The 16,944-nt window shown below is 71.6% G+C and carries 17 protein-coding genes; 3 read left to right on the top strand and 14 right to left on the bottom strand.

Going from position 1 to position 16,944, the window contains the following annotated elements; all coding sequences use genetic code 11:
- Nucleotides 1-140: 140 nt before the first annotated feature.
- The 6 genes from ACYQ77_RS03270 to ACYQ77_RS03245 are packed head-to-tail and all read right to left on the bottom strand — an operon-like array spanning nt 141 to nt 6,990.
- The gene (locus ACYQ77_RS03270) at nt 141-563 is read right to left on the bottom strand and encodes a universal stress protein (protein ID WP_459707237.1); all 423 of its coding nucleotides are present in this window, start codon (nt 561-563) and stop codon (nt 141-143) included.
- 24 nt (nt 564-587) lie between these two features.
- Nucleotides 588-1,109, bottom strand: coding sequence for a GNAT family N-acetyltransferase (locus ACYQ77_RS03265; protein WP_459707235.1), 522 nt, complete (start codon nt 1,107-1,109; stop codon nt 588-590).
- 7 nt (nt 1,110-1,116) lie between these two features.
- Nucleotides 1,117-4,428, bottom strand: coding sequence for an error-prone DNA polymerase (locus tag ACYQ77_RS03260; protein ID WP_459707233.1), 3,312 nt, complete (start codon nt 4,426-4,428; stop codon nt 1,117-1,119).
- 31 nt (nt 4,429-4,459) lie between these two features.
- Complete coding sequence (locus ACYQ77_RS03255; protein WP_459707230.1) at nt 4,460-4,657, bottom strand: hypothetical protein; 198 nt, start codon at nt 4,655-4,657, stop codon at nt 4,460-4,462.
- Nucleotides 4,657-6,228 (bottom strand): DNA polymerase Y family protein, encoded by a 1,572-nt coding sequence (locus ACYQ77_RS03250; RefSeq protein ID WP_459707227.1) that lies wholly within the window; start codon nt 6,226-6,228, stop codon nt 4,657-4,659. The genes ACYQ77_RS03255 and ACYQ77_RS03250 overlap by 1 nt, the downstream gene beginning before the upstream one ends.
- A gap of 60 nt (nt 6,229-6,288) precedes the next feature.
- Nucleotides 6,289-6,990, bottom strand: a complete 702-nt coding sequence (locus ACYQ77_RS03245; protein WP_459707225.1) for a hypothetical protein — start codon at nt 6,988-6,990, stop codon at nt 6,289-6,291.
- 116 nt (nt 6,991-7,106) lie between these two features.
- Between ACYQ77_RS03245 and ACYQ77_RS03240 the strand changes: the two genes are divergently transcribed.
- From ACYQ77_RS03240 to ACYQ77_RS03230, 3 genes are all read left to right on the top strand, one after another.
- Entirely contained in the window at nt 7,107-7,394 is a 288-nt protein-coding gene (locus tag ACYQ77_RS03240) for a hypothetical protein (protein WP_459707223.1), read from the top strand.
- A gap of 270 nt (nt 7,395-7,664) precedes the next feature.
- Entirely contained in the window at nt 7,665-8,894 is a 1,230-nt protein-coding gene (locus tag ACYQ77_RS03235) for a helix-turn-helix domain-containing protein (protein ID WP_459707220.1), read from the top strand.
- A gap of 88 nt (nt 8,895-8,982) precedes the next feature.
- The gene (locus tag ACYQ77_RS03230) at nt 8,983-9,240 is read left to right on the top strand and encodes a hypothetical protein (RefSeq protein ID WP_459707218.1); all 258 of its coding nucleotides are present in this window, start codon (nt 8,983-8,985) and stop codon (nt 9,238-9,240) included.
- Between the two features lie 58 nt (nt 9,241-9,298).
- On the opposite strand, the gene ACYQ77_RS03225 is transcribed toward ACYQ77_RS03230, so the two are convergent.
- From ACYQ77_RS03225 to ACYQ77_RS03190, 8 genes are all read right to left on the bottom strand, one after another.
- Nucleotides 9,299-10,234: a hypothetical protein gene (locus ACYQ77_RS03225; protein WP_459707216.1), complete on the bottom strand. Its 936-nt coding sequence runs from the start codon at nt 10,232-10,234 to the stop codon at nt 9,299-9,301.
- 51 nt (nt 10,235-10,285) lie between these two features.
- Nucleotides 10,286-11,596 (bottom strand): DUF6801 domain-containing protein, encoded by a 1,311-nt coding sequence (locus ACYQ77_RS03220; protein WP_459707213.1) that lies wholly within the window; start codon nt 11,594-11,596, stop codon nt 10,286-10,288.
- An 80-nt stretch (nt 11,597-11,676) separates the two neighbouring features.
- Nucleotides 11,677-12,273, bottom strand: a complete 597-nt coding sequence (locus tag ACYQ77_RS03215; protein ID WP_459707210.1) for a hypothetical protein — start codon at nt 12,271-12,273, stop codon at nt 11,677-11,679.
- Nucleotides 12,274-12,456: 183 nt separating this feature from the next.
- Nucleotides 12,457-13,131 (bottom strand): hypothetical protein, encoded by a 675-nt coding sequence (locus tag ACYQ77_RS03210; RefSeq protein ID WP_459707208.1) that lies wholly within the window; start codon nt 13,129-13,131, stop codon nt 12,457-12,459.
- A complete protein-coding gene (locus ACYQ77_RS03205) occupies nt 13,128-13,631 on the bottom strand; it encodes a hypothetical protein (protein ID WP_459707206.1) in 504 nt (167 codons plus the stop codon). The genes ACYQ77_RS03210 and ACYQ77_RS03205 overlap by 4 nt, the downstream gene beginning before the upstream one ends.
- Nucleotides 13,616-14,851 carry an MCE family protein gene (locus ACYQ77_RS03200; RefSeq protein ID WP_459707203.1) on the bottom strand — a complete coding sequence of 412 codons (1,236 nt, stop codon included), beginning with the start codon at nt 14,849-14,851 and terminating at the stop codon, nt 13,616-13,618. The genes ACYQ77_RS03205 and ACYQ77_RS03200 overlap by 16 nt, the downstream gene beginning before the upstream one ends.
- A complete protein-coding gene (locus ACYQ77_RS03195) occupies nt 14,851-15,876 on the bottom strand; it encodes an MCE family protein (protein WP_459707200.1) in 1,026 nt (341 codons plus the stop codon). The genes ACYQ77_RS03200 and ACYQ77_RS03195 overlap by 1 nt, the downstream gene beginning before the upstream one ends.
- On the bottom strand, nt 15,873-16,910 hold the full coding sequence (locus ACYQ77_RS03190; protein ID WP_459707198.1) for an MCE family protein: 1,038 nt from the start codon (nt 16,908-16,910) through the stop codon (nt 15,873-15,875). Before ACYQ77_RS03190 ends, ACYQ77_RS03195 begins: the two co-directional genes overlap by 4 nt.
- Between the last annotated feature and the right edge of the window lie 34 nt (nt 16,911-16,944).

Raw genomic sequence — 16,944 nt, 5'->3', positions numbered from 1 at the left:
CGCAGGACGGTGACGGAACCGCGTGTGCCGTGGCGCCCCTCTGCGGCAGGCTTCCTCGGCGGCAGGCTGCTCTCTTAACCGCCCAGCCCTCAGCGGCGAACTCTCATCGGCGGCCGACTCCGCCCGCGTCTGCACGAACGCTAGGGGACGACCACGACAGGTCTGCGTGCGTCGTTGATGAGGTACTTCGCCACCCCGCCGCCGCCTCTGCCGATGACCACGCAGTCCGCGTGCATCTCCTCCGCGACCTTCTCCAGGCCGTGGGCGGGGTCGCCGCGGTGGTGGACCAGTTCCCAGCGCACGCCGACGGTGCCCAGGTAGTCGGTGATCGTGCGGCGGAGTTCGCCGACGAGTTCGCCCGCGGCCTCCGCTGCCGTGGCCATGCCGAACGGGGACCAGTAGGCGGGGCTTGTCAGCGGTTCCACGTACACGAACACCAGCCTGGCCCGCTCGCGCCGTGCCAGGCCGCTCGCCCACGCGGCAGCGTGCAGCGCGGACGGCGTCCCGTCGACGCCGACGACGATCACGGCAAGCCCGTCCTTGCCGGCCTCGTAGTCGTGCACGTCGGCGATCCTAGGGCGGCCACATCACGAGTTGAACCCGTTGTCGTGCACGGTGATCGGGCGTTGCAGGTTCACCATGCCCGACGGGGTGTCCTCGTGCGGCTCGACGGCGGTGTAGCCGAGGTCGCGGTAGTACGCGACCACCGCGGTGCGTTCCGGCGCGACGCTCACCACGACACGGCTGAAGTAGTTGCGTGCCGCGTGCTGGTGGGCGCACGCCATCAGCAGCCGCCCGGTGCCGCCGCGGTGGGCCGGGCGCACGTACAACCGCTTCACCTCCGCCGTGCCCAGGCCGCGGGGCGCCAGGCCGACGCAGCCCGCGGGCTCGCCCGCGCGGTACGCCACCCACAGGCCACCCGGCGGACGGTAGACCTGCCGGAGCTCGCGCAGTTCCCGTCGCAGCACCGGCGGGAGGTCGTCGAGGCCCGCCGGTTCGCGCCACCCCGCCTCGACCCGGGTGAGGGCCATGTACTCGAAGACCAGCCGCGTCGCGGCCGTGGCCGTGGCGGGGGTGGTGAACGCGTGCACTACTTCGACCAGCGCCATCCGTTCGTCAGCGGAAATCCCGTGAGCGGCTGGGGATGCGCAGGTCCAGGTGCTCCAGGTGGTCGGCCTGCAGGCTGGTGACACCCTCCGCGTTCTCCACCACGCCGCGCACCAGCAGGGCCGAGGAGTTCCGCGCCGTTCTGCGGTAGCGGGTCCACAGGCCCTGCGTGCACACGACGTTCACCATCCCGGTCTCGTCCTCCAGGTTGAGGAACGTGACGCCGCCCGCGGTGGCCGGGCGCTGACGGTGGGTCACCGCACCGCCGACCAGCACACGGGTGCCGCTCTTCACCCCCGGCAACGCCGACACCGGCAGCGCGCCCTGACTGGTGAGCCACTTGCGGACGAACTGGGTCGGGAAGCTGTCCGGGGACAGGCCCGTCGCCCACACGTCCGCCACCGCGGTCTCGATGCCGTCCATGCCCGGCAGCGGCGGGGCTTCCGCGCCGACGGTGGTGCCCGGTAATCGATCGGGGCGTTCGCCCGACACCGCGCCCGCGGCCCACAGCGCCTCGCGGCGGGCCAGGTCGAAGCCGCTGAACGCACCGGCTGTGGCGAGGGCCTCCAGCTGGGCTCTGGTCAGCTGGGTCCGCCGCGCCAGGTCGGCCATGTCGCGGTACGGGCCGTGCCGCTCCCGCTCCGCCACGATCTTCTCCGCCAGGTCCTGGCCGATGGTGCGGACCGTGCCCAGTCCGATGCGGACGGTCTGCTCACCCGCGTCGTCCGGTTCCAGCGTCGCGTGCGGGTCGCTCCTGTTGATGTCCGGGCCCCGCACGGTCACGCCGTGGCGGCGGGCGTCCGCCACCAGCGACTGCGGGCTGTAGAACCCCATCGGCTGGGCCTTCAGCAGCGCCGCGCAGAACGCCGCTGGGTAGTACAGCTTGAACCACGCGCTCGCGAACACCAGGTACGCGAAGCTCAGCGCGTGGCTCTCCGGGAAGCCGAAGTTCGCGAACGCCATCAGCTTCTCGTAGATCCGGCCGGCCAGCTCCTCGTCGATGCCGTGGCCGGCGGCGCCCTCGTAGAACCGTTCCCGCAGGCGTTCCATGCGCCTCGTCGAACGCTTGGCGCCCATGGCCCTGCGCAGCTCGTCGGCCTCCGCGGCGGTGAAGTCGGCGACGTCCACCGCCATCTGCATCAGCTGTTCCTGGAACAGCGGCACGCCCTTGGTTTTCTTGAGCGCGTTCTCCAGCAGCGGGTGGTCGAAGGTGATCGGCTCCTTGCCGTTGGCGCGGCGGATGTACGGGTGGACCGAACCGCCCTGGATCGGGCCGGGGCGGATCAGCGCCACCTCCACCACGAGGTCGTAGAACTCCTTGGGTTTCAGGCGGGGCAGGGTCGCCATCTGCGCCCGGCTCTCCACCTGGAACACGCCGACCGAGTCGGCTTTCTGCAGCATCGCGTAGACCTTCTCGTCCGCGAGGTCCAGCCTGTCGATGTCCACCTCGACGCCGTGGTGCTCGGCGACGAACTCGACCATGTACCGCAGCGCGGACAGCATGCCGAGGCCGAGCAGGTCGAACTTCACGAGACCGATCGCCGCGCAGTCGTCCTTGTCCCACTGCAGGACCGTGCGCTTGTCCATGCGTGCCCGCTCCACCGGGCACACCTCGCTGACCGGGCGGTCGCAGATCACCATGCCGCCGGAGTGGATGCCGAGGTGCCGGGGGAAGTCCTCCAGCTGACCGGCCAGTTCCAGCACCGTCACCGGCACGTCGTGGTCGTTCTCGCCGACGGTCTCCTTCACCGGCGCCCACCGGTCGATCTGCTTGCTCCACGCGTCCTGCTGGCCCGGCGAGTACCCGAGCGCCTTCGCCATGTCGCGCACCGCGGACTTCGCCCGGTACGCGATCACGTTCGCCACCTGCGCCGCGTGCCGCCGGTCGTAGCGCTCGTACACGTACTGGATGGCCTCTTCCCGGCGGTCGGACTCGATGTCCAGGTCGATGTCCGGCGGGCCGTCGCGGGCCGGGGCCAGGAACCGTTCGAACAGCAGGTCCCAGCGGACCGCGTCGACCTTCGTGATGCCCAGCGCGTAGCAGACCGCGGAGTTGGCCGCCGACCCGCGGCCCTGGCAGTAGATCCCCTTGCTCCGGCAGAAGTCCACGATGTCGGCGACGATGAGGAAGTAGCCGGGGAAGCCGAGTTTCTCGATCACGGCCAGTTCGTGGTCGAGCTGTGCGTACGCCTTCGGCGCCTGCTCGCGGGTGCCGTACCGGACGAGCGCGCCCGCGAACGTCTTCTCCCGCAACAGCTCGATCTCCGTGCGGCCGTCCGCTTCGAACGACGGCAGGTTCGGCGCCACCAGCCGCAGGTCGAACGACAGCTGCAGCCCGAGTGCCGCCGACCGTTGCACCACACCGGGATAGCGGGCGAACCGGCGCTTCATCTCCTCGCCGGAACGCAGGTACGCGGTCGGTGCGGGCGGCAGCCAGCCGTCCATGTCGTCGAGGCTTCGCCTGGCCCGCACCGCGGCCATCGCCGCGGCCAGCTCGCCGCGGTGCGGTTGCGCGTAGTGCACGGCGTTCGTCGCGACCACCGGCAGCCGCAGCTCGAGCGCCATCTCGGCGAGCAGGTCGTTGTGCTTGGTGTCGAGCGGCAGGCCGTGGTCGATCAGCTCGACGTAGGTGTGGTCGCGGCCGAACGTGTCGGCGAGCCGGTAGAGCTGCGCGAACGCCGCGTCCGGCCCGTGTTCGGTCAGCGCGCGCCGCACGGACGCCTTGCGGCAGCCGGTGAGCACGACGACCTCGCCGCGGGTCTGGTCGACGATGTCGTCGAAGTCGTAGACCGGGCGGCCCTTCTCGCTGTCGTGCGCGAGCTGGCCGTCGGTGATCGCGCGGCACAGCCTGCCGTAGCCGGGCACGCCGGTCGCCAGCAGCAGCAGGTGGTCGCCCTCCGGGTCGGCGACCCCGTTCTGCGGCTGGGTGAGGCCCAGGCTCAGCTCGGTGCCGAACACCGTGCGCACACCCAGTTCCCGCGCGGCCTCGGCGAACCGGACCACGCCGTACATGCCGTCGTGGTCGGTGATCGCGATCGCGTCCAGGCCGAGCAGCGCCGCCGACTCCACCAGCTCCTCCGGGTGGCTCGCCCCGTCGAGGAAGCTGAAGTTGGAGTGGCAGTGCAGCTCCGCGTACGGGACCCGGATCTCGCTGCCGGCGAGGTCGGTGACGCTGGGCGGCCCGACGCCCGCGGGCGCGGTGTAGCGCTCGCGCCTGTGTGTCCACGCGGGACTGTCGCCGCCGTCGCCCTGTGGTTGCGGGCGTCCGGACAGGATCCGTTCGACCTCCGACCACCGCACCGGCGGGTTGTTCCACCCCATCAGCGTTGCCGGTTCATTCCGCGAGCTCCGTTCAGCGAACCCGGACGTTCTCCGTGCTGTGGCGCGGAAAAGGGACGACCATGTCGAGACCGTCCATCTCGTCGGCCATGCCGTCGGACAGGGTCGTCCGCGCCGGATAGCCCGCCATGCACACGGGGTTCGGGTGTCCGATGACGAACGTTCGGCAGCTCGCGTTGGCGAACGGGCATTCCGGGCAGGGCTTGGGCATCAGTCGTAGATTCCTTCCACTGTCCACCGCTCCTCGGAGAGGACCAGGAGCAGCGCGGTCTGGGTGTCGTCTTCGTCGAGCAGGACCTGCAGGCGGGCGCGCCGGCACGGGTTGATCCACCAGCGCGCGTCGGTGGCCCACGGCCCGGCCCACGCGTGCACGCGGCGCGGGCGACCGCCGTCGACCGAGACCTGGCACGGTCTGCCGGTCAGCTCGTGCCGCGCGCTGATGTCGACCGGCCGCCCCTGCTCGTCGAACACCTTGGCGGGCAAGGGTTTCGCGAGCACGGTCGCGGGTGACGGCGCGGGCAGGCGGCCCGGCCACGGCGCGTCCGGGTCGCGGCGCGGGGACCGTTCGTCGCCCCACGGGACCAGCCGCACCTGTTCGCCGGGGTCGCGGCCACCGCCGAGCACCGGCGTGACCACGGCCTCCGGGCCGAGGAGGCCCTGCACGTGGACCATGGCGCGGCCCGCGCGTTCGTCGGCCTCCGCGCGGCCCTCGCCGCGCCACAGGTCGAGCTGCAGCGCGGTGCCGTCCACGACCTCCACCGGTTCGAGGCGCAGCCGGACCACGCCCGCGGACGGCCGCCCGTCGGCGCCGGTCAGCCAGCCGTCGAGCTGCCAGCGGACGCGGTCGGCGATGCCGCCCGGTGTGAGCGGTTCCGCGCACCGCCACACCCGTTCGTGTTCCTCGCCGTTGGCGGTCATCGCGTGGATGCCGAGGCGGGTGCAGGCCAGGCCGTGCGCGGCGAGGCCGCTGTGCAGCTTCTCCGCGAGGGTGCGGCCGACGAACGCGGCCGCGTCCACGCGTTCCACCGGCGGGTCGAGCGCCTCGGCGACCACCAGGTCGGGCGGTGGCCGCCGTCGTGACGGTGGTCGTTCCTCCGCGCCGCGGGCCAGCCGGTGGGCCAGCACCGCGTCGGCGCCGAAGCGGGCCGACACGTCCTTCTCCGGCACCTCGGCGAACGCGCCCAGCGTCCGCAGGCCCAGGCGCCGCAGCAGGTCGACGAGGTCGGCCCGGTGGTGCCCCTCGGCGGGCCGGTGCAGTTCGCGGACGCTCAGCGGCGCCAGGAACTCCCGGCTCGCGCCCGGCGGGACCAGCCGTCCGCGCCGGGCGGCGAGGACGGCCGCGAACAGCCCGTCGGCCACGCCGATCTCGCACTCCGCACCCGTGCGCTCGGCGACCTGGTCGATCAGGCGTTCCGCGGCGCGCTCCTCGCCGCCGAAGTAGCCGGCGGGGCCGCGGGCAGGGACCGCGACCACGCCAGGTCTGATGATCTCGACGCCGACCGCGAGCTCCTCGACGGCGGCGGCGACGGGCTCGAACAGCCGCGCGTCCCGCACCGGGTCGTCGTCGAAGACGACCAGCTCGGGGCAGCGGCCCTGCGCGTCCCGCCTGCGCATCCCCCTGCGGACGCCCTCGGCACGCGCGAGCGCGGAACAGGCCACGACGAGGTTGGCCGACACCACCGCCACCGGCTGGTGGGGGGTCAGCCTGGCCGCCGCCGACGCGGCCGTCACCGGCCAGTCGGGGCACCACACGACGAGCATCCGTTCCACGCGGTCGAACATACGTTCGAAGGATCAGCGCGTCAAGCGGAATGGGAAAGTCGTTGCGCGCCAAGGGAAAGGCTAGGAAACGACCGCTTCCACCCTGCGTCGTCCACTGTCGACCGGGAGGTACCGTTCGACCGGGGCGACACCGCCCCGCTCGCCGGGGAGGAGCGCCTCGGCCCGCACCGGACGGGCGGCCGCGCCCCGCCCCCGCGCGGTGACGACGGTTTCGCGGGCCTCCAGGAAGCCGTGGCCGTCGCCGATGCCCAACCACCGGGCACGCGCCGGGGTCAGCTCGAGGTCCGCGCCGGGCCACGCGCCGACCGAGATGAGCACGGCGCCGCGGTGGCGGGCGCGTGCCGACAGGCGGCGGAGGTGGGAGTCGCCCAGGCGGGCGGGATCCACGGCGACGAGGTCCATGCCGTCGAGCAGCGCGGCCACGACCGCGGGCAGCTTCGCGCCGGGATGCCGGACCAGGGCGAGCCGCTCCACCGCGACGCCGAGCTCGGCCGCGGCGCGCAGGCCGAGGTCGGGCAGGCCGACCAGCGCCGCCCACGAACCGGTGGCCGTCGGTGGCGCCAGCAACGAGAACAGCAGCGACGTCGAGCCGCGGACGGACACCGTGACGCCCCGCCGCAGCCCGCCCCACGGGAACAGGTCGGCGAGGACCGGGTGCACGGGTAACATCCGGGCCCGGTCGTCCGGGGCGGACGCGAGGTCGCTGGCCACTCCCACCGCACCAGAAGCGGCCAGCGACGACGCTGCACCCAACGCCGGCATTCGCACGCACCTCATTCCCCCGCCAGGCGCTGCGGGGAAGGCAGCGAACTCGAACGCCTGTTCGATAGTAGCACGGGGGCGGTGTCGAACGCGAGCCCCACTGGTACAACGTGTCCGTGCGCACGAAGCGGCCGTACTGGCAGGACTACTGGTACGAGTTGCTGTTCCGGGACGAGCGCTCGCCTGCGTTCGAGCCGATGGGCCCGGGTGGCCCGCGACAGGTGCCGAACACCTGGCTGGCGACCGGGACGCTGTCCGCGTTCCTCGACCGGTTCGCCGAGGAGGCCGCCGACGAGCTGGACGACCTGCGCGGCGAGCTGCGCATCCTCGTCTACACCGAAGCCACGCCCGATCCCGGCACCGAGCCGGTGCTGGCGCGCACGGTGGAGATCGGCCGGCGCTAGCCGCGTCGCGAACCGCCGACTCGCCGGTCCCGGACGGGAGACTCGCGGGTTCCGGGCGGGAGACTCGCGGGTTCCGGGTGGGAGACTCGCGGGTTCTGGGTACGGGGGCGTGGTGCGCAATTGTCAACGGGCTACAACGGGATGTCGTTAGTTTGTCACCGGGGTGACAAACCGGGGGTTTGTTCCGTGCTGTTGTGACATCTCGCGGTCGTGCGCCGATATACGTAGTGCCACCGCTCGACGCCGCGCGGTGGTGATTGGGGGCAGCACATGACGGTCGAGTTCCAGCTCGACAACGCCCTGCCCCGGCCGCTCGCCGAGGTTCTGCGGCCGGAGCTGGCGAGCCTTGCCACGGAGATCGTCGACGAGATTCGCGCCAAGATCCCCAACTACGCGCGACCGCTCGACGGCCCGTACGGCAAGTCCATCCAGGCAGGCGTGCACTACGCGCTGACCTTGTTCATCGAACAGATCGCGAACCCGGACGCGTCCGCGCAGAAGTGCTACGAGGTCCACCACAAGCTCGGCCAGAACGAGATGCGCGAGGGCCGGAGCCTCGACGACCTGCAGGCCGCCTACCGCGTCGGCGCACGCGTGTCGTGGCGGCGGGTCATGCGGGTCGGCAAGCGCAACGGGCTGTCGTCGGCGGTGATGTCGCAGCTCGCCGACGCCGTGTTCGCCTACATGGACAAGCTCGCGTCGGTCGCGCTCGACGGCTACCTCGAGGCGAAGGCCACCTCGGCGGGCGCGCTCGAGACGTGGCGCCGCCGCCTGCTCGGGATGATCCTGCAGAGCCCGCCCGCGCCGCCCGCCGCGATCGCCGAGCTCGCGCAGCTGATCGGGTGGACGGTGCCGGAGAAGGCGTCCCCGATCGCCGTGCACACCCTCCCCGGCACCGGGCACAACCAGCGCAAACCCACCCTGGAAGCGGACGTGCTCGCCGACCTCGACGGGATCGAGCCGCGCATCCTGGTGCCCGGCGAGGTGACCGACGCGCGGCTCGCCGCCATCCGGGCCGCGCTGCCGCAGTGCAGGCTCGCCATCGGGCCCGCCGTGCGGCTCGACGCGGTCGTGTACGCGTTGCGGTGGGCGCGCAAGGCGCTCACGCTCGCCCAGCAGGGCGTGCTGCCGGACCGCCAGGTGCTCCGCTGCGAACAGCACCTGTCGACGGTGCTCGTGCACTCCGACGACCGGCTGCTCGCCACGCTGCGGGACCGGCTGCTGGCGCCGCTGCGCGGCCTGACCACCAAGCAGCGGGAACGGATGCTGGAGACGTTGCGGGCGTGGCTGGACGTGCAGGGCAGCGTGCCGGACATGGCGGCGCTGCTCGACGTGCACCCGCAGACCGTGCGCTACCGCATGCGCCAGCTGGAGCAGTCGCTCGGCTCGCTGCTGCACGACCCGCACCAGCGGTTCGAGCTGGAGCTGGTGCTGCGCGCGACCCCGGCCCGTCGCCGCGACCACGACGTGGTGCTGCCCGCGCAGCGCGACCGCCGCTAGACGGCATGTCGATGATGGTGCCGTGACAACCGACGGGGAGCGCGCATCCCTCGCACAGGAGCTACTCCGCCTGAGCCTTCCCGAGTTGATGGACGTCCTTCGCCGGGTGCTGCCCGCGCACACGGACCATGACGCCACGCTGGTCCTCGCCGAGATCTCCCGACTGCCGGGCGAGCTGTTCGTAGAGGCGGTCGCCTGGCCGGACCGTGACTACTACGACGGGGGCTTCGGCCCTGAGCCCGCCAACCACGAGCAGGGCACCTGCCCGGGCTGCGGCGTCTACGTGGTGTCCACGGCCAAGAGCGCCTTCTGCCCGGTGTGCGGAACGCTCTGCGCTCTCACCTGAGCACTTGAAAGACCCCTTCCGCACGCGCAGCGTGGGGAAGGGGTCCGTCGAGCAGCGGTCAGCCGATGACGGCCGCGTGCCAGCGGTCGGCCAGCTGCCTGCCCTGGTTCGGCGCGAAGTTGAACGGGATCTGGAAGCCGCCGAGGTTCGTCGTGGCGTTGTTCAGCACCAGGCTGTTCTTGCCTGCCGGCGACGGCAGGCCCTGCTTGAGGTTCACCGCGCCGGACAGCAGGCCGAACAGGCCGCAGCCGCTGGCACCCGGCACGGCGAACGTGCTGTCGCCCTGGCTGGCGGTCAGCGACAGGTAGCCCATCTCACCGGCGGGGTTCGGTGAACCGTCGGCGTTGAAGCCCACGACGTTCACGGTGGGCTGGGCCAGGTTCGCGGGCTTGAGCAGGATCGGGTTCGAGTTGGTGCCGATGTAGCAGTTCGGCTCGAGGAACGGGTTGCTCAGCCGGATCTTCACCGGCAGCGTCAGGATCGGGGTGCCGGTGCCCACACCCGCGCCGAGGTTGAAGTCCCTCGGCGCGCCCGCGGACTCGATGGTGGCCGTGACCCGGTTGAGCGGACTGTTCACCACCTTCTCGCAGATGTCGGAGATCACCGGGATCTTGCTGGGGCACATGAGCCCGAGGATGCCGCCGGGGATGTCGACCGGGGCGCCGATGACCGCGCCGCCGGACGGGGCGACCGTCGTGTAGACGCCCTCGGTGTTGATCAGCCCCAGCTGCAGGTCGGTGGCGCCGGTGGTGATGGTGGTGCTGCCGAGCTTGATCGTGCCGCTCGCGGCGCTCGACGACACGCACGACGCGCTGACCGAGATGCCGTCCGCGGCCAGCATGGCGGGGGCGTCGACCGGGCACCGGTTGAGCGGCGCCCACAGCCCGGCGAGCGTCGGCGGCGCCGCGGCGGCCGCGGCCGGTGCGGTGGCGGTGACGACCGCGGCGGCCGTCGCGAACGCGGCGGCGACGGCCGCGAACCTTCTCAATGACATGACAACTACCTCGCAGTCGGCTCGTGTTCTGCGAAATGGGAAAAACGGGGTTCAGCGCTGTGGTTCAGGTTTGTCCGGCGGGCAGAAACCGCTGCCGTTGAGGAAGTAGCACACGTTTCCCTGCGTCAGCTTCACGAAGTTCCCCGGCCCGGAAACGAGACCGGTGATAATGGGGTCCAGATCCTCGCCGACACCGCACCCGCTGAACGGCGGAATGGTGATGGTGCCGGTCAGCACACCACCGTTGGTGATCGAGTAGTGCTCGTAGTCGCCGGTGAACACGGCGTCGATCGGCACCGCCGTGCGGCAGTTCGGGCCGACGTCGAGCGGCACCCCGTTGACGGTGGTGTTCTCGATCCGCGCGGACAGCTTCACCTTGACCGTCGTGAGACCGGTGGGCGGGATTACGAAGGTCGAGTACGCGTAGATGTCCGACGGCTCCGGCTGGGTGATCCGCAGGGTGCCGGTGACCGGCATGAACCCGAACGCCCAGAACGACCCCGGCGCGGGCGGCAGCTGCGGCTTCCCCTGGTAGTCGGGCATGGTCCGGGCGCGGAAGCAGAGGACGCCGGGGCCTTCCGCGCACTCGAAGGAGAACTGCGTCGTCGCGATGTTCTGGATGCCGGGCGGCTGCAGCACCGAGGCGTTCAGCTTGGCGACGTTCGCGTAGCCCCCCATGTACGAGCAGAACAGGTTGGGGTAATCGGGGCCCGCGCCCTCGAACTCGTGGCACTCCTCCGGGATCTCCGGGAGTGGCGGCTCGGTCACCTCGACCGTCGCGATCGTGGTCTCCTGGTCGGGGGTGCAGCTCAGGTCGACGGACGGCGGCTCGGTCGGCGCGCCGTCCGCGGTGTAGCCGGTGACGGACACGGTCAGCGCGCTGGGGGTGAACGACAGCGTGCCCGGTTCGGTCGGGAAGGTGAACGCCGGGGAGGCGGGCCCCTCGAGGACCCAGTCCCCCTCGGCGGGCACCGCGACCGCGGGGTCGATGAACAGGGACCAGTAGTCGGTCATCGGTCCGGACGGCTGGTCCACCCGCATCTCCATGGTGACGCTCGCCGTCACGGTGGCCGCCCCGGGCAGCCCGGCGAACGCGGCCGCGGGCGCGGACAGCGACATCACCGCGTCGGTCGGCAGGATCAGGCCGCCGACCTCGGCCGTGAGGGGGAAACCCGCCCGCAGGGTCATGGACATCGGCTGGCTCGACGCGTCCGGCGGCGTGCAGGTGTAGGCGAGCGTGACGTCCACCGGCTGGTCGGCCTGGGCACCGGCCGGGACCGGTGCGGTGACGCTGCCGAGCAGCGCGGCGCCCGCTGCCACGATCGCCGGCACGGCGATCCGCGCCCGCCGCCTGCTGAGCATGTCCGCTGCCTCTCGTCGAAACGGGGTGTTCGCCCGGCCGGGACGGACCCCGGCCGGGCGAACGGTGTGGTCGTGCGGCCCTACGGGCTGGTGACCGTCATGCCCGGGGTGATGGTGAACGCGCCGCTGAACGAGGCGTGCTGGCCCGCGGAGATCAGGCCGAGGCAGCCGCTCACGGAGTTGAAGATCAGCCCGTAGTTGGGCTGGATCGTGAGCACCTTGGTGGTGTTGTTGTACGTCGCGTTGACCGACCCGGAGACGTTGGCCGCGCAGCCGGGGCCGCTGATGTTCGCGTTGACGTTGGTGATCGTGCCGGTGGTGACCGGCGCGGCGTAGGAGGAGCCGTTCAGGTTCCACGTGCCGACGTGGGTGACGCCGAAGGTCAGGCCGAACGGACCGGAGCAGTTGTTGAACTTGGTGCTGTTCGCGGGCAGGGTCGCCAGCGGGTTGGACAGGCCGGTGCCGCTCTTGGCGGTGCCCGCGGCCGTCGCCGACTGGCAGGTCAGCTGGACACCGGTCTCCTGGACCTTGAGCACGGTGGTGCCCGCGGCGCCGCTGAAGGGGCCACCCGGTGAGACGGACCACGTCGCCGGCACGGCGTTCGCGGGCGCCGACATCACGATGGAGGCGACCAGGGCCGCGCCAGCGGCCAGAGCGCCGATCAATCGTCCACGCATTCGATCATTCCTTTCCGTCCGATTAATACGGAAGGCAATTTCGGCTTTCGCAAGCCCTCGCACAAACGACGTTACCCGGCGGTAACAGGAAACACAATTGCCTTCCATAAAGGATCAAGCCATTTTTTCTCCGTTCTTCCGGACGTACAGTCCGCGACTATTTTATTGTCATCCCCGGATAGTTCAGCGCGCCGCCATGTCGGTTATCACCCAATGGTCGCCCACACGTTTCGCGGTTACCGACAACTGCGCGGCGGCGGCGTTCGTGGTGTTGGTGTCGACGCGGGTCGCGGACTGGTCGAGGAACACCAGCAGCCGGGCCCGGTCGCCGTCCAGCGACTGCACGGCCGAGTACACGACGCGGGAGGTGAGCACGAGCTTCTGCTCGGGCGCCTTGGCGCGGACCTCGGCGAAGAGCCGGTCGTACACCTCGCGGGCCTCGCCGCGCAGCACGGTGGCCGCGGCCTGTTCCGTCACCTCGGTCTTGTCGTAGGAGTAGGAGAAGATCTGGTTGAGCGCGCTGCTGACGGCGGCGCTCACCTCGGCCGTGCGCCCGGTGTCGACGAGCGCGCTGTTCCGGGCGGCGCCGGAGTCCCGCAGCCCGTTCGCGGCGACCAGCGCCCACGTGCCCGCGGCCACCAGGAGCGCGGCCAGCACCCCGAGCGCCACCGCGACCCGCCGCGGCCGGAAGAACCCCGTGGGTGCCGGCGGGTCGGCGTCCTCGTCGGGCGGGTCGGTCTCGGCGTCCTCGTCGTCGCGGCCGTCGATGTCGTCGATGTCGTCGATGTCGTCGTCGAGGTCGTCGGCGTCCGGCTCGTCGAGGTCCACGTCGTCCGGGTCGTCCAGCTTAGTGGTCATCGCTCTCCCAACGGCACCTGGTCGAGGGCGGACAGCTTCCACGCACCGTCCACACGCGACATCCCGGCGACGAACCGGTTGCGTTTCGCGGTCGGCGGCGCGCCGTCCTTCGCGGTCGAGATCTCCACCGCCACCAGCAGCTTCGCCGCACCCGTCCGCGTGTCCAGCTCGCTGACGGCGGCGTCGAGCACCCGTCCGGTCGCGACGGTCGCGTTCGCCGCGAGCTGCTTGCGGGTCGCGGCGTCGGTGGCGGCCAGCTCGTCGCGCAGGCCGCCGGTGGACACCGCGAGCCACTTGTCGATGCCGGCGTCCACGTCGTGGTAGTCCAGCGTGGTCAGCGTCGCGACCTGCGTGCGGCCCGCGGCGAGCACCTCGTCGCGCGCGGTGGTGTAGGCGAGCGAGTCGTCGCGGGACGCCTGCCACCACGTGAACCCCGCCCACCCGGCGAACGCGAGCGCCAGCACGACGACGCCGAGCATCACCTTCACTTCCCGGGCCACAGCAACTCCTCCAGGTCGGAAACCACCGCCAGGTCCGGCGCGCCGAGCGGGCCGGGCACGTCGGCGCCGAGCGGGCCCGGCATGCCCGCGCCGCCACCGGGCACCGCGGGCACCGGCACGCCACCGCGCGGCACGTTCTGCGCGCCGCGCACCAGCCGCGGATCGCCGTGCGGGAGCGTGCACGCGGTGCTGGTGTCGAACGGCAGCGGCGTCGTCTGCTCGCCCTGGCGGTAGCGCGTGTCGTACCCGGCCACGCACGGCAGCGGGTCGGTGAAGTTCAGGACGATCGACAGGTTCGCGCGGTTCGGCCGGATCGCCGTGGACGTGGCGGCGACCGCCTTCGGCACGTTCACGAACAGCTGCCGCATGCCAGCGACCCGCGTCTCGAAGATCTCCGACGTGGTCACCAGGTTCGCCACCAGCACCGACAGACCGGGGTTCGTGTCGTTCAACAGCGCCGACAGCTGGGTCGCGGCGGCGGGCGCGGCGCCGATCAGCTCCCGCAGGTCGCCGTCCGCGTTCGCCAGCTCGTTCGCGAACAGCTTGGCGTTGCTCGCGAACGACCGCCAGGCGGCCGACGAGTCGAGCTGCGTCTTCAGCACCGTCGCGCCGTCGTCGATCAGCATCGTGGTCTGCGGCAGGTGCGCGCGGGCCTCGTCGGTGAACGACATGGTGGAGTCGAGCAGCACCGACAGGCTCGGGCCGGTGTCGTGCAACGCGGTGTACAACTCGTCGACGACCACCCGCAGCGACTCGGTCGGCACCGACTCGGTGAAGCCGGACAGGTTGCCGAGCAACGTGGTGACCGGCATGGGCACGGTCGTCGACTCCTTGCGGATCACCGACCCGTCCGCCAGGTACGGCCCGCCGTCGCCCCTCGGCTGCAGGTCGACGTACTGCTCACCGATCGCGGACCGGTTGGCCACCACGGCCCGCGCGTCGACCGGGACCTGCGGGGCGTCGGAGTCCAGGAGCAGGTCGGCCTCCATGCCGTCGTCGGTCAGGCGCAGCTCGCCGACCCGGCCGATCGCGACCCCGCGGTAGGTGACCTCGCTGTTGGTGAACAGACCACCGCCGTCGTCGAGCTGCAGCCGCACCGTGTAGGTGCCGCCGCCGAACAGCCGGTCGAGCCCGGCGTAGTTGGCGCCGACGAACGCGACCGCGGCGAGCGCGAGCACCACGAACGCGATGACCTGCAGCCGGACCGTCCTGGTGAGCATCAGCTGCCCCCTTCCGGGATCGGCAGGGGTGGCAGCGGTTCCGGGAAGGCCGGGTCGACCGGGATCCGCAGGAAGATGTTGATGTAGTCGCCCTTCGTCGCGTCCAGCACCGAGTCGGTGAACGGGAACGTCGGCAGGATCTCCAGCGCCTGCGGCAGGTTCTGCTCCGCCGCGGCGAGCTGCTTCAGGATCGGCGCGAGTGCCTTCAGGTCGGCGACCATGTCGTCGCGGCTGCGGTTGATCGTGTCGACCGCGACGTCCGAGAGCGTGTCGAGCGACTGCAGCATCGTGACGAGCGCGCTGCGCTGCTCGGTCAGTGCCCGCAGGCCCGGCGTGAGGTCGGTGAGCGCGCCGCGGATCTGCTCGTCGCGGTTCGCCAGCGTGGTCGAGAGGTGGTTGAGCCCGTCGAGCGCGGCGGTGATGTCGCCGCGGTGCGCGTCGAGGTTCGTCACCAGTTCATCCACATTGGACAAGAAGGCCTTGATCTCCGGTTCGTTGCCGGACAGCGCCGTGCTCAGCTCCTGGTTGATGGTCCGCAGCTGGCCGATGCCACCACCGTTGAGCAGCAGCGACAGCGCGCCGAAGACCTCCTCGACCTCGGTGTGCCGGTTGGTGCGGTCGGCGGTGATCACCGCGCCGTCCGCCAGTTTCTTCCCGCTCGCGCTGTCCTCGGGTGCCGACAGCTCCACGAACTTCTCACCGAGGAGGCTGGACTGGCGCAGGCTCGCCCGCGCGTCGGCAGGCAACTCCACGTCCCCGTTCACGGCCACCACGACCTGCGGCGTCCACCGGTCCGCGCCGCCCAGCTCGATCGACTCGACCCGGCCGACGACCACGTCGTTGACCTTCACGGCGGCCTGCGGCACGAGGTCGAGCACGTCGGCGAACTCGACGGTGACCCGGTACGGGTGGTCGCCGAGGTCCGCACCGCCGGGCAACGGCACGTCGTAGATGCCGCCGCTGCCGCTCGCCGTGCACCCGGCGAGCGCGAGAACCGCGGCGCAGGCGGCGACAAGACGCCTCATCGCGCTCCCTCCAGCGGTACGCCGTCGGTGATCGGCAGCGGCACGGCGGGCGCGTCCGGGTCGGCCAGGTACTCGAGGAGGAGCCCGCGGCTCTGCAGCGTGCCGGTCGCCGGGTCGAACGCGTTCAGCGCGTTCGTGGCGGCGATCGGGGCCAGGTCGAGCGCCTCCGCGACCGACGCGCGGTTGTCCACCAGCTGCTGCGTCGTCCGCGCCAGCTTGTCCACGTTGGACTTGATGGCGGTGCGGTTGTCGCGGATGAACGCCTGGATGTCGGCGAGCGCCGACGCGAGCGTGCGCAGCGCGCCGCTCAGCTCGTCCCGGTCGGCGGACAGCGTGCGCCACACCTGGTCGAGCTGGGTGTTCACGCCGCGCACCTTGTCGTCGTTGGCGGCGAGCATCGACGTGAACTTCTGCAGCTCGTCGACCGTGCCGAACAGGTCGCCCGCCGAACCGGACAGCGTGCGCGCGGCCTCGGCGAAGTTGCGGACGCTCTCGTTGAACGCCTCCCCGTTGCCCTCGAGGTTCGCCGCGCCCGTGTCGAGCAGCTCCGACAGCGCGCCGTCGGAGTTCGCCCCGTCCGGTCCCAGCGCGGAGACCAGGGTGTCCAGGCTCTCGTACAGCTCGTCCAGCTCGACCGGGGTCGCGGTGCGGGACTCGGGGATCACCGCACCGTCGGCGATCACCGGGCCGCCGCGGGAGAGGTCCGTGAGCTGCACGTACCGGTCGGACACGACGCTCGGCGCGACCACGACGGCCTTCGTGCCCGGCGCCACCCCGACCTCGTCGTCCAGGGTGAACACGACCTCGACCCGGTTCCCGCGCGGGGTCACCGACTCGACCGCGCCGACCCGGACCCCCAGCACCTGCACGTCGGAGCCCGCGTACACGCCGACCGCGCGGGAGAAGTACGCGGTGATCCGCTTCTGGCCGTCGCCGCCGAAGATCCACCACAACGCACCCGCGGCGACCACGGCCAGCACCGTGACCAGCGCGACGAGCCTGCCGGCGCGACGACGCGCCCTCGTGTCGTTCACGACGCCACCTCACCGGCTGCGTGGCAGCGGATCG

Source organism: Actinophytocola sp. KF-1 (genome assembly GCF_054661535.1).
This window is presented reverse-complemented; position numbering and strand designations above follow the sequence as displayed.

Coding starts and splice junctions, on each gene's coding strand:
- ACYQ77_RS03255 (WP_459707230.1), bottom strand. CDS start 4,657: ATGCCCAAGCCCTGCCCGGAATGCCCGTTCGCCAACGCGAGCTGCCGA.
- ACYQ77_RS03250 (WP_459707227.1), bottom strand. CDS start 6,228: ATGTTCGACCGCGTGGAACGGATGCTCGTCGTGTGGTGCCCCGACTGG.
- ACYQ77_RS03220 (WP_459707213.1), bottom strand. CDS start 11,596: ATGCTCAGCAGGCGGCGGGCGCGGATCGCCGTGCCGGCGATCGTGGCA.
- ACYQ77_RS03235 (WP_459707220.1), top strand. CDS start 7,665: ATGACGGTCGAGTTCCAGCTCGACAACGCCCTGCCCCGGCCGCTCGCC.
- ACYQ77_RS03260 (WP_459707233.1), bottom strand. CDS start 4,428: ATGGGGTGGAACAACCCGCCGGTGCGGTGGTCGGAGGTCGAACGGATC.
- ACYQ77_RS03215 (WP_459707210.1), bottom strand. CDS start 12,273: ATGCGTGGACGATTGATCGGCGCTCTGGCCGCTGGCGCGGCCCTGGTC.
- ACYQ77_RS03230 (WP_459707218.1), top strand. CDS start 8,983: ATGGACGTCCTTCGCCGGGTGCTGCCCGCGCACACGGACCATGACGCC.
- ACYQ77_RS03210 (WP_459707208.1), bottom strand. CDS start 13,131: ATGACCACTAAGCTGGACGACCCGGACGACGTGGACCTCGACGAGCCG.
- ACYQ77_RS03195 (WP_459707200.1), bottom strand. CDS start 15,876: ATGAGGCGTCTTGTCGCCGCCTGCGCCGCGGTTCTCGCGCTCGCCGGG.
- ACYQ77_RS03225 (WP_459707216.1), bottom strand. CDS start 10,234: ATGTCATTGAGAAGGTTCGCGGCCGTCGCCGCCGCGTTCGCGACGGCC.
- ACYQ77_RS03245 (WP_459707225.1), bottom strand. CDS start 6,990: ATGCCGGCGTTGGGTGCAGCGTCGTCGCTGGCCGCTTCTGGTGCGGTG.
- ACYQ77_RS03265 (WP_459707235.1), bottom strand. CDS start 1,109: ATGGCGCTGGTCGAAGTAGTGCACGCGTTCACCACCCCCGCCACGGCC.
- ACYQ77_RS03200 (WP_459707203.1), bottom strand. CDS start 14,851: ATGCTCACCAGGACGGTCCGGCTGCAGGTCATCGCGTTCGTGGTGCTC.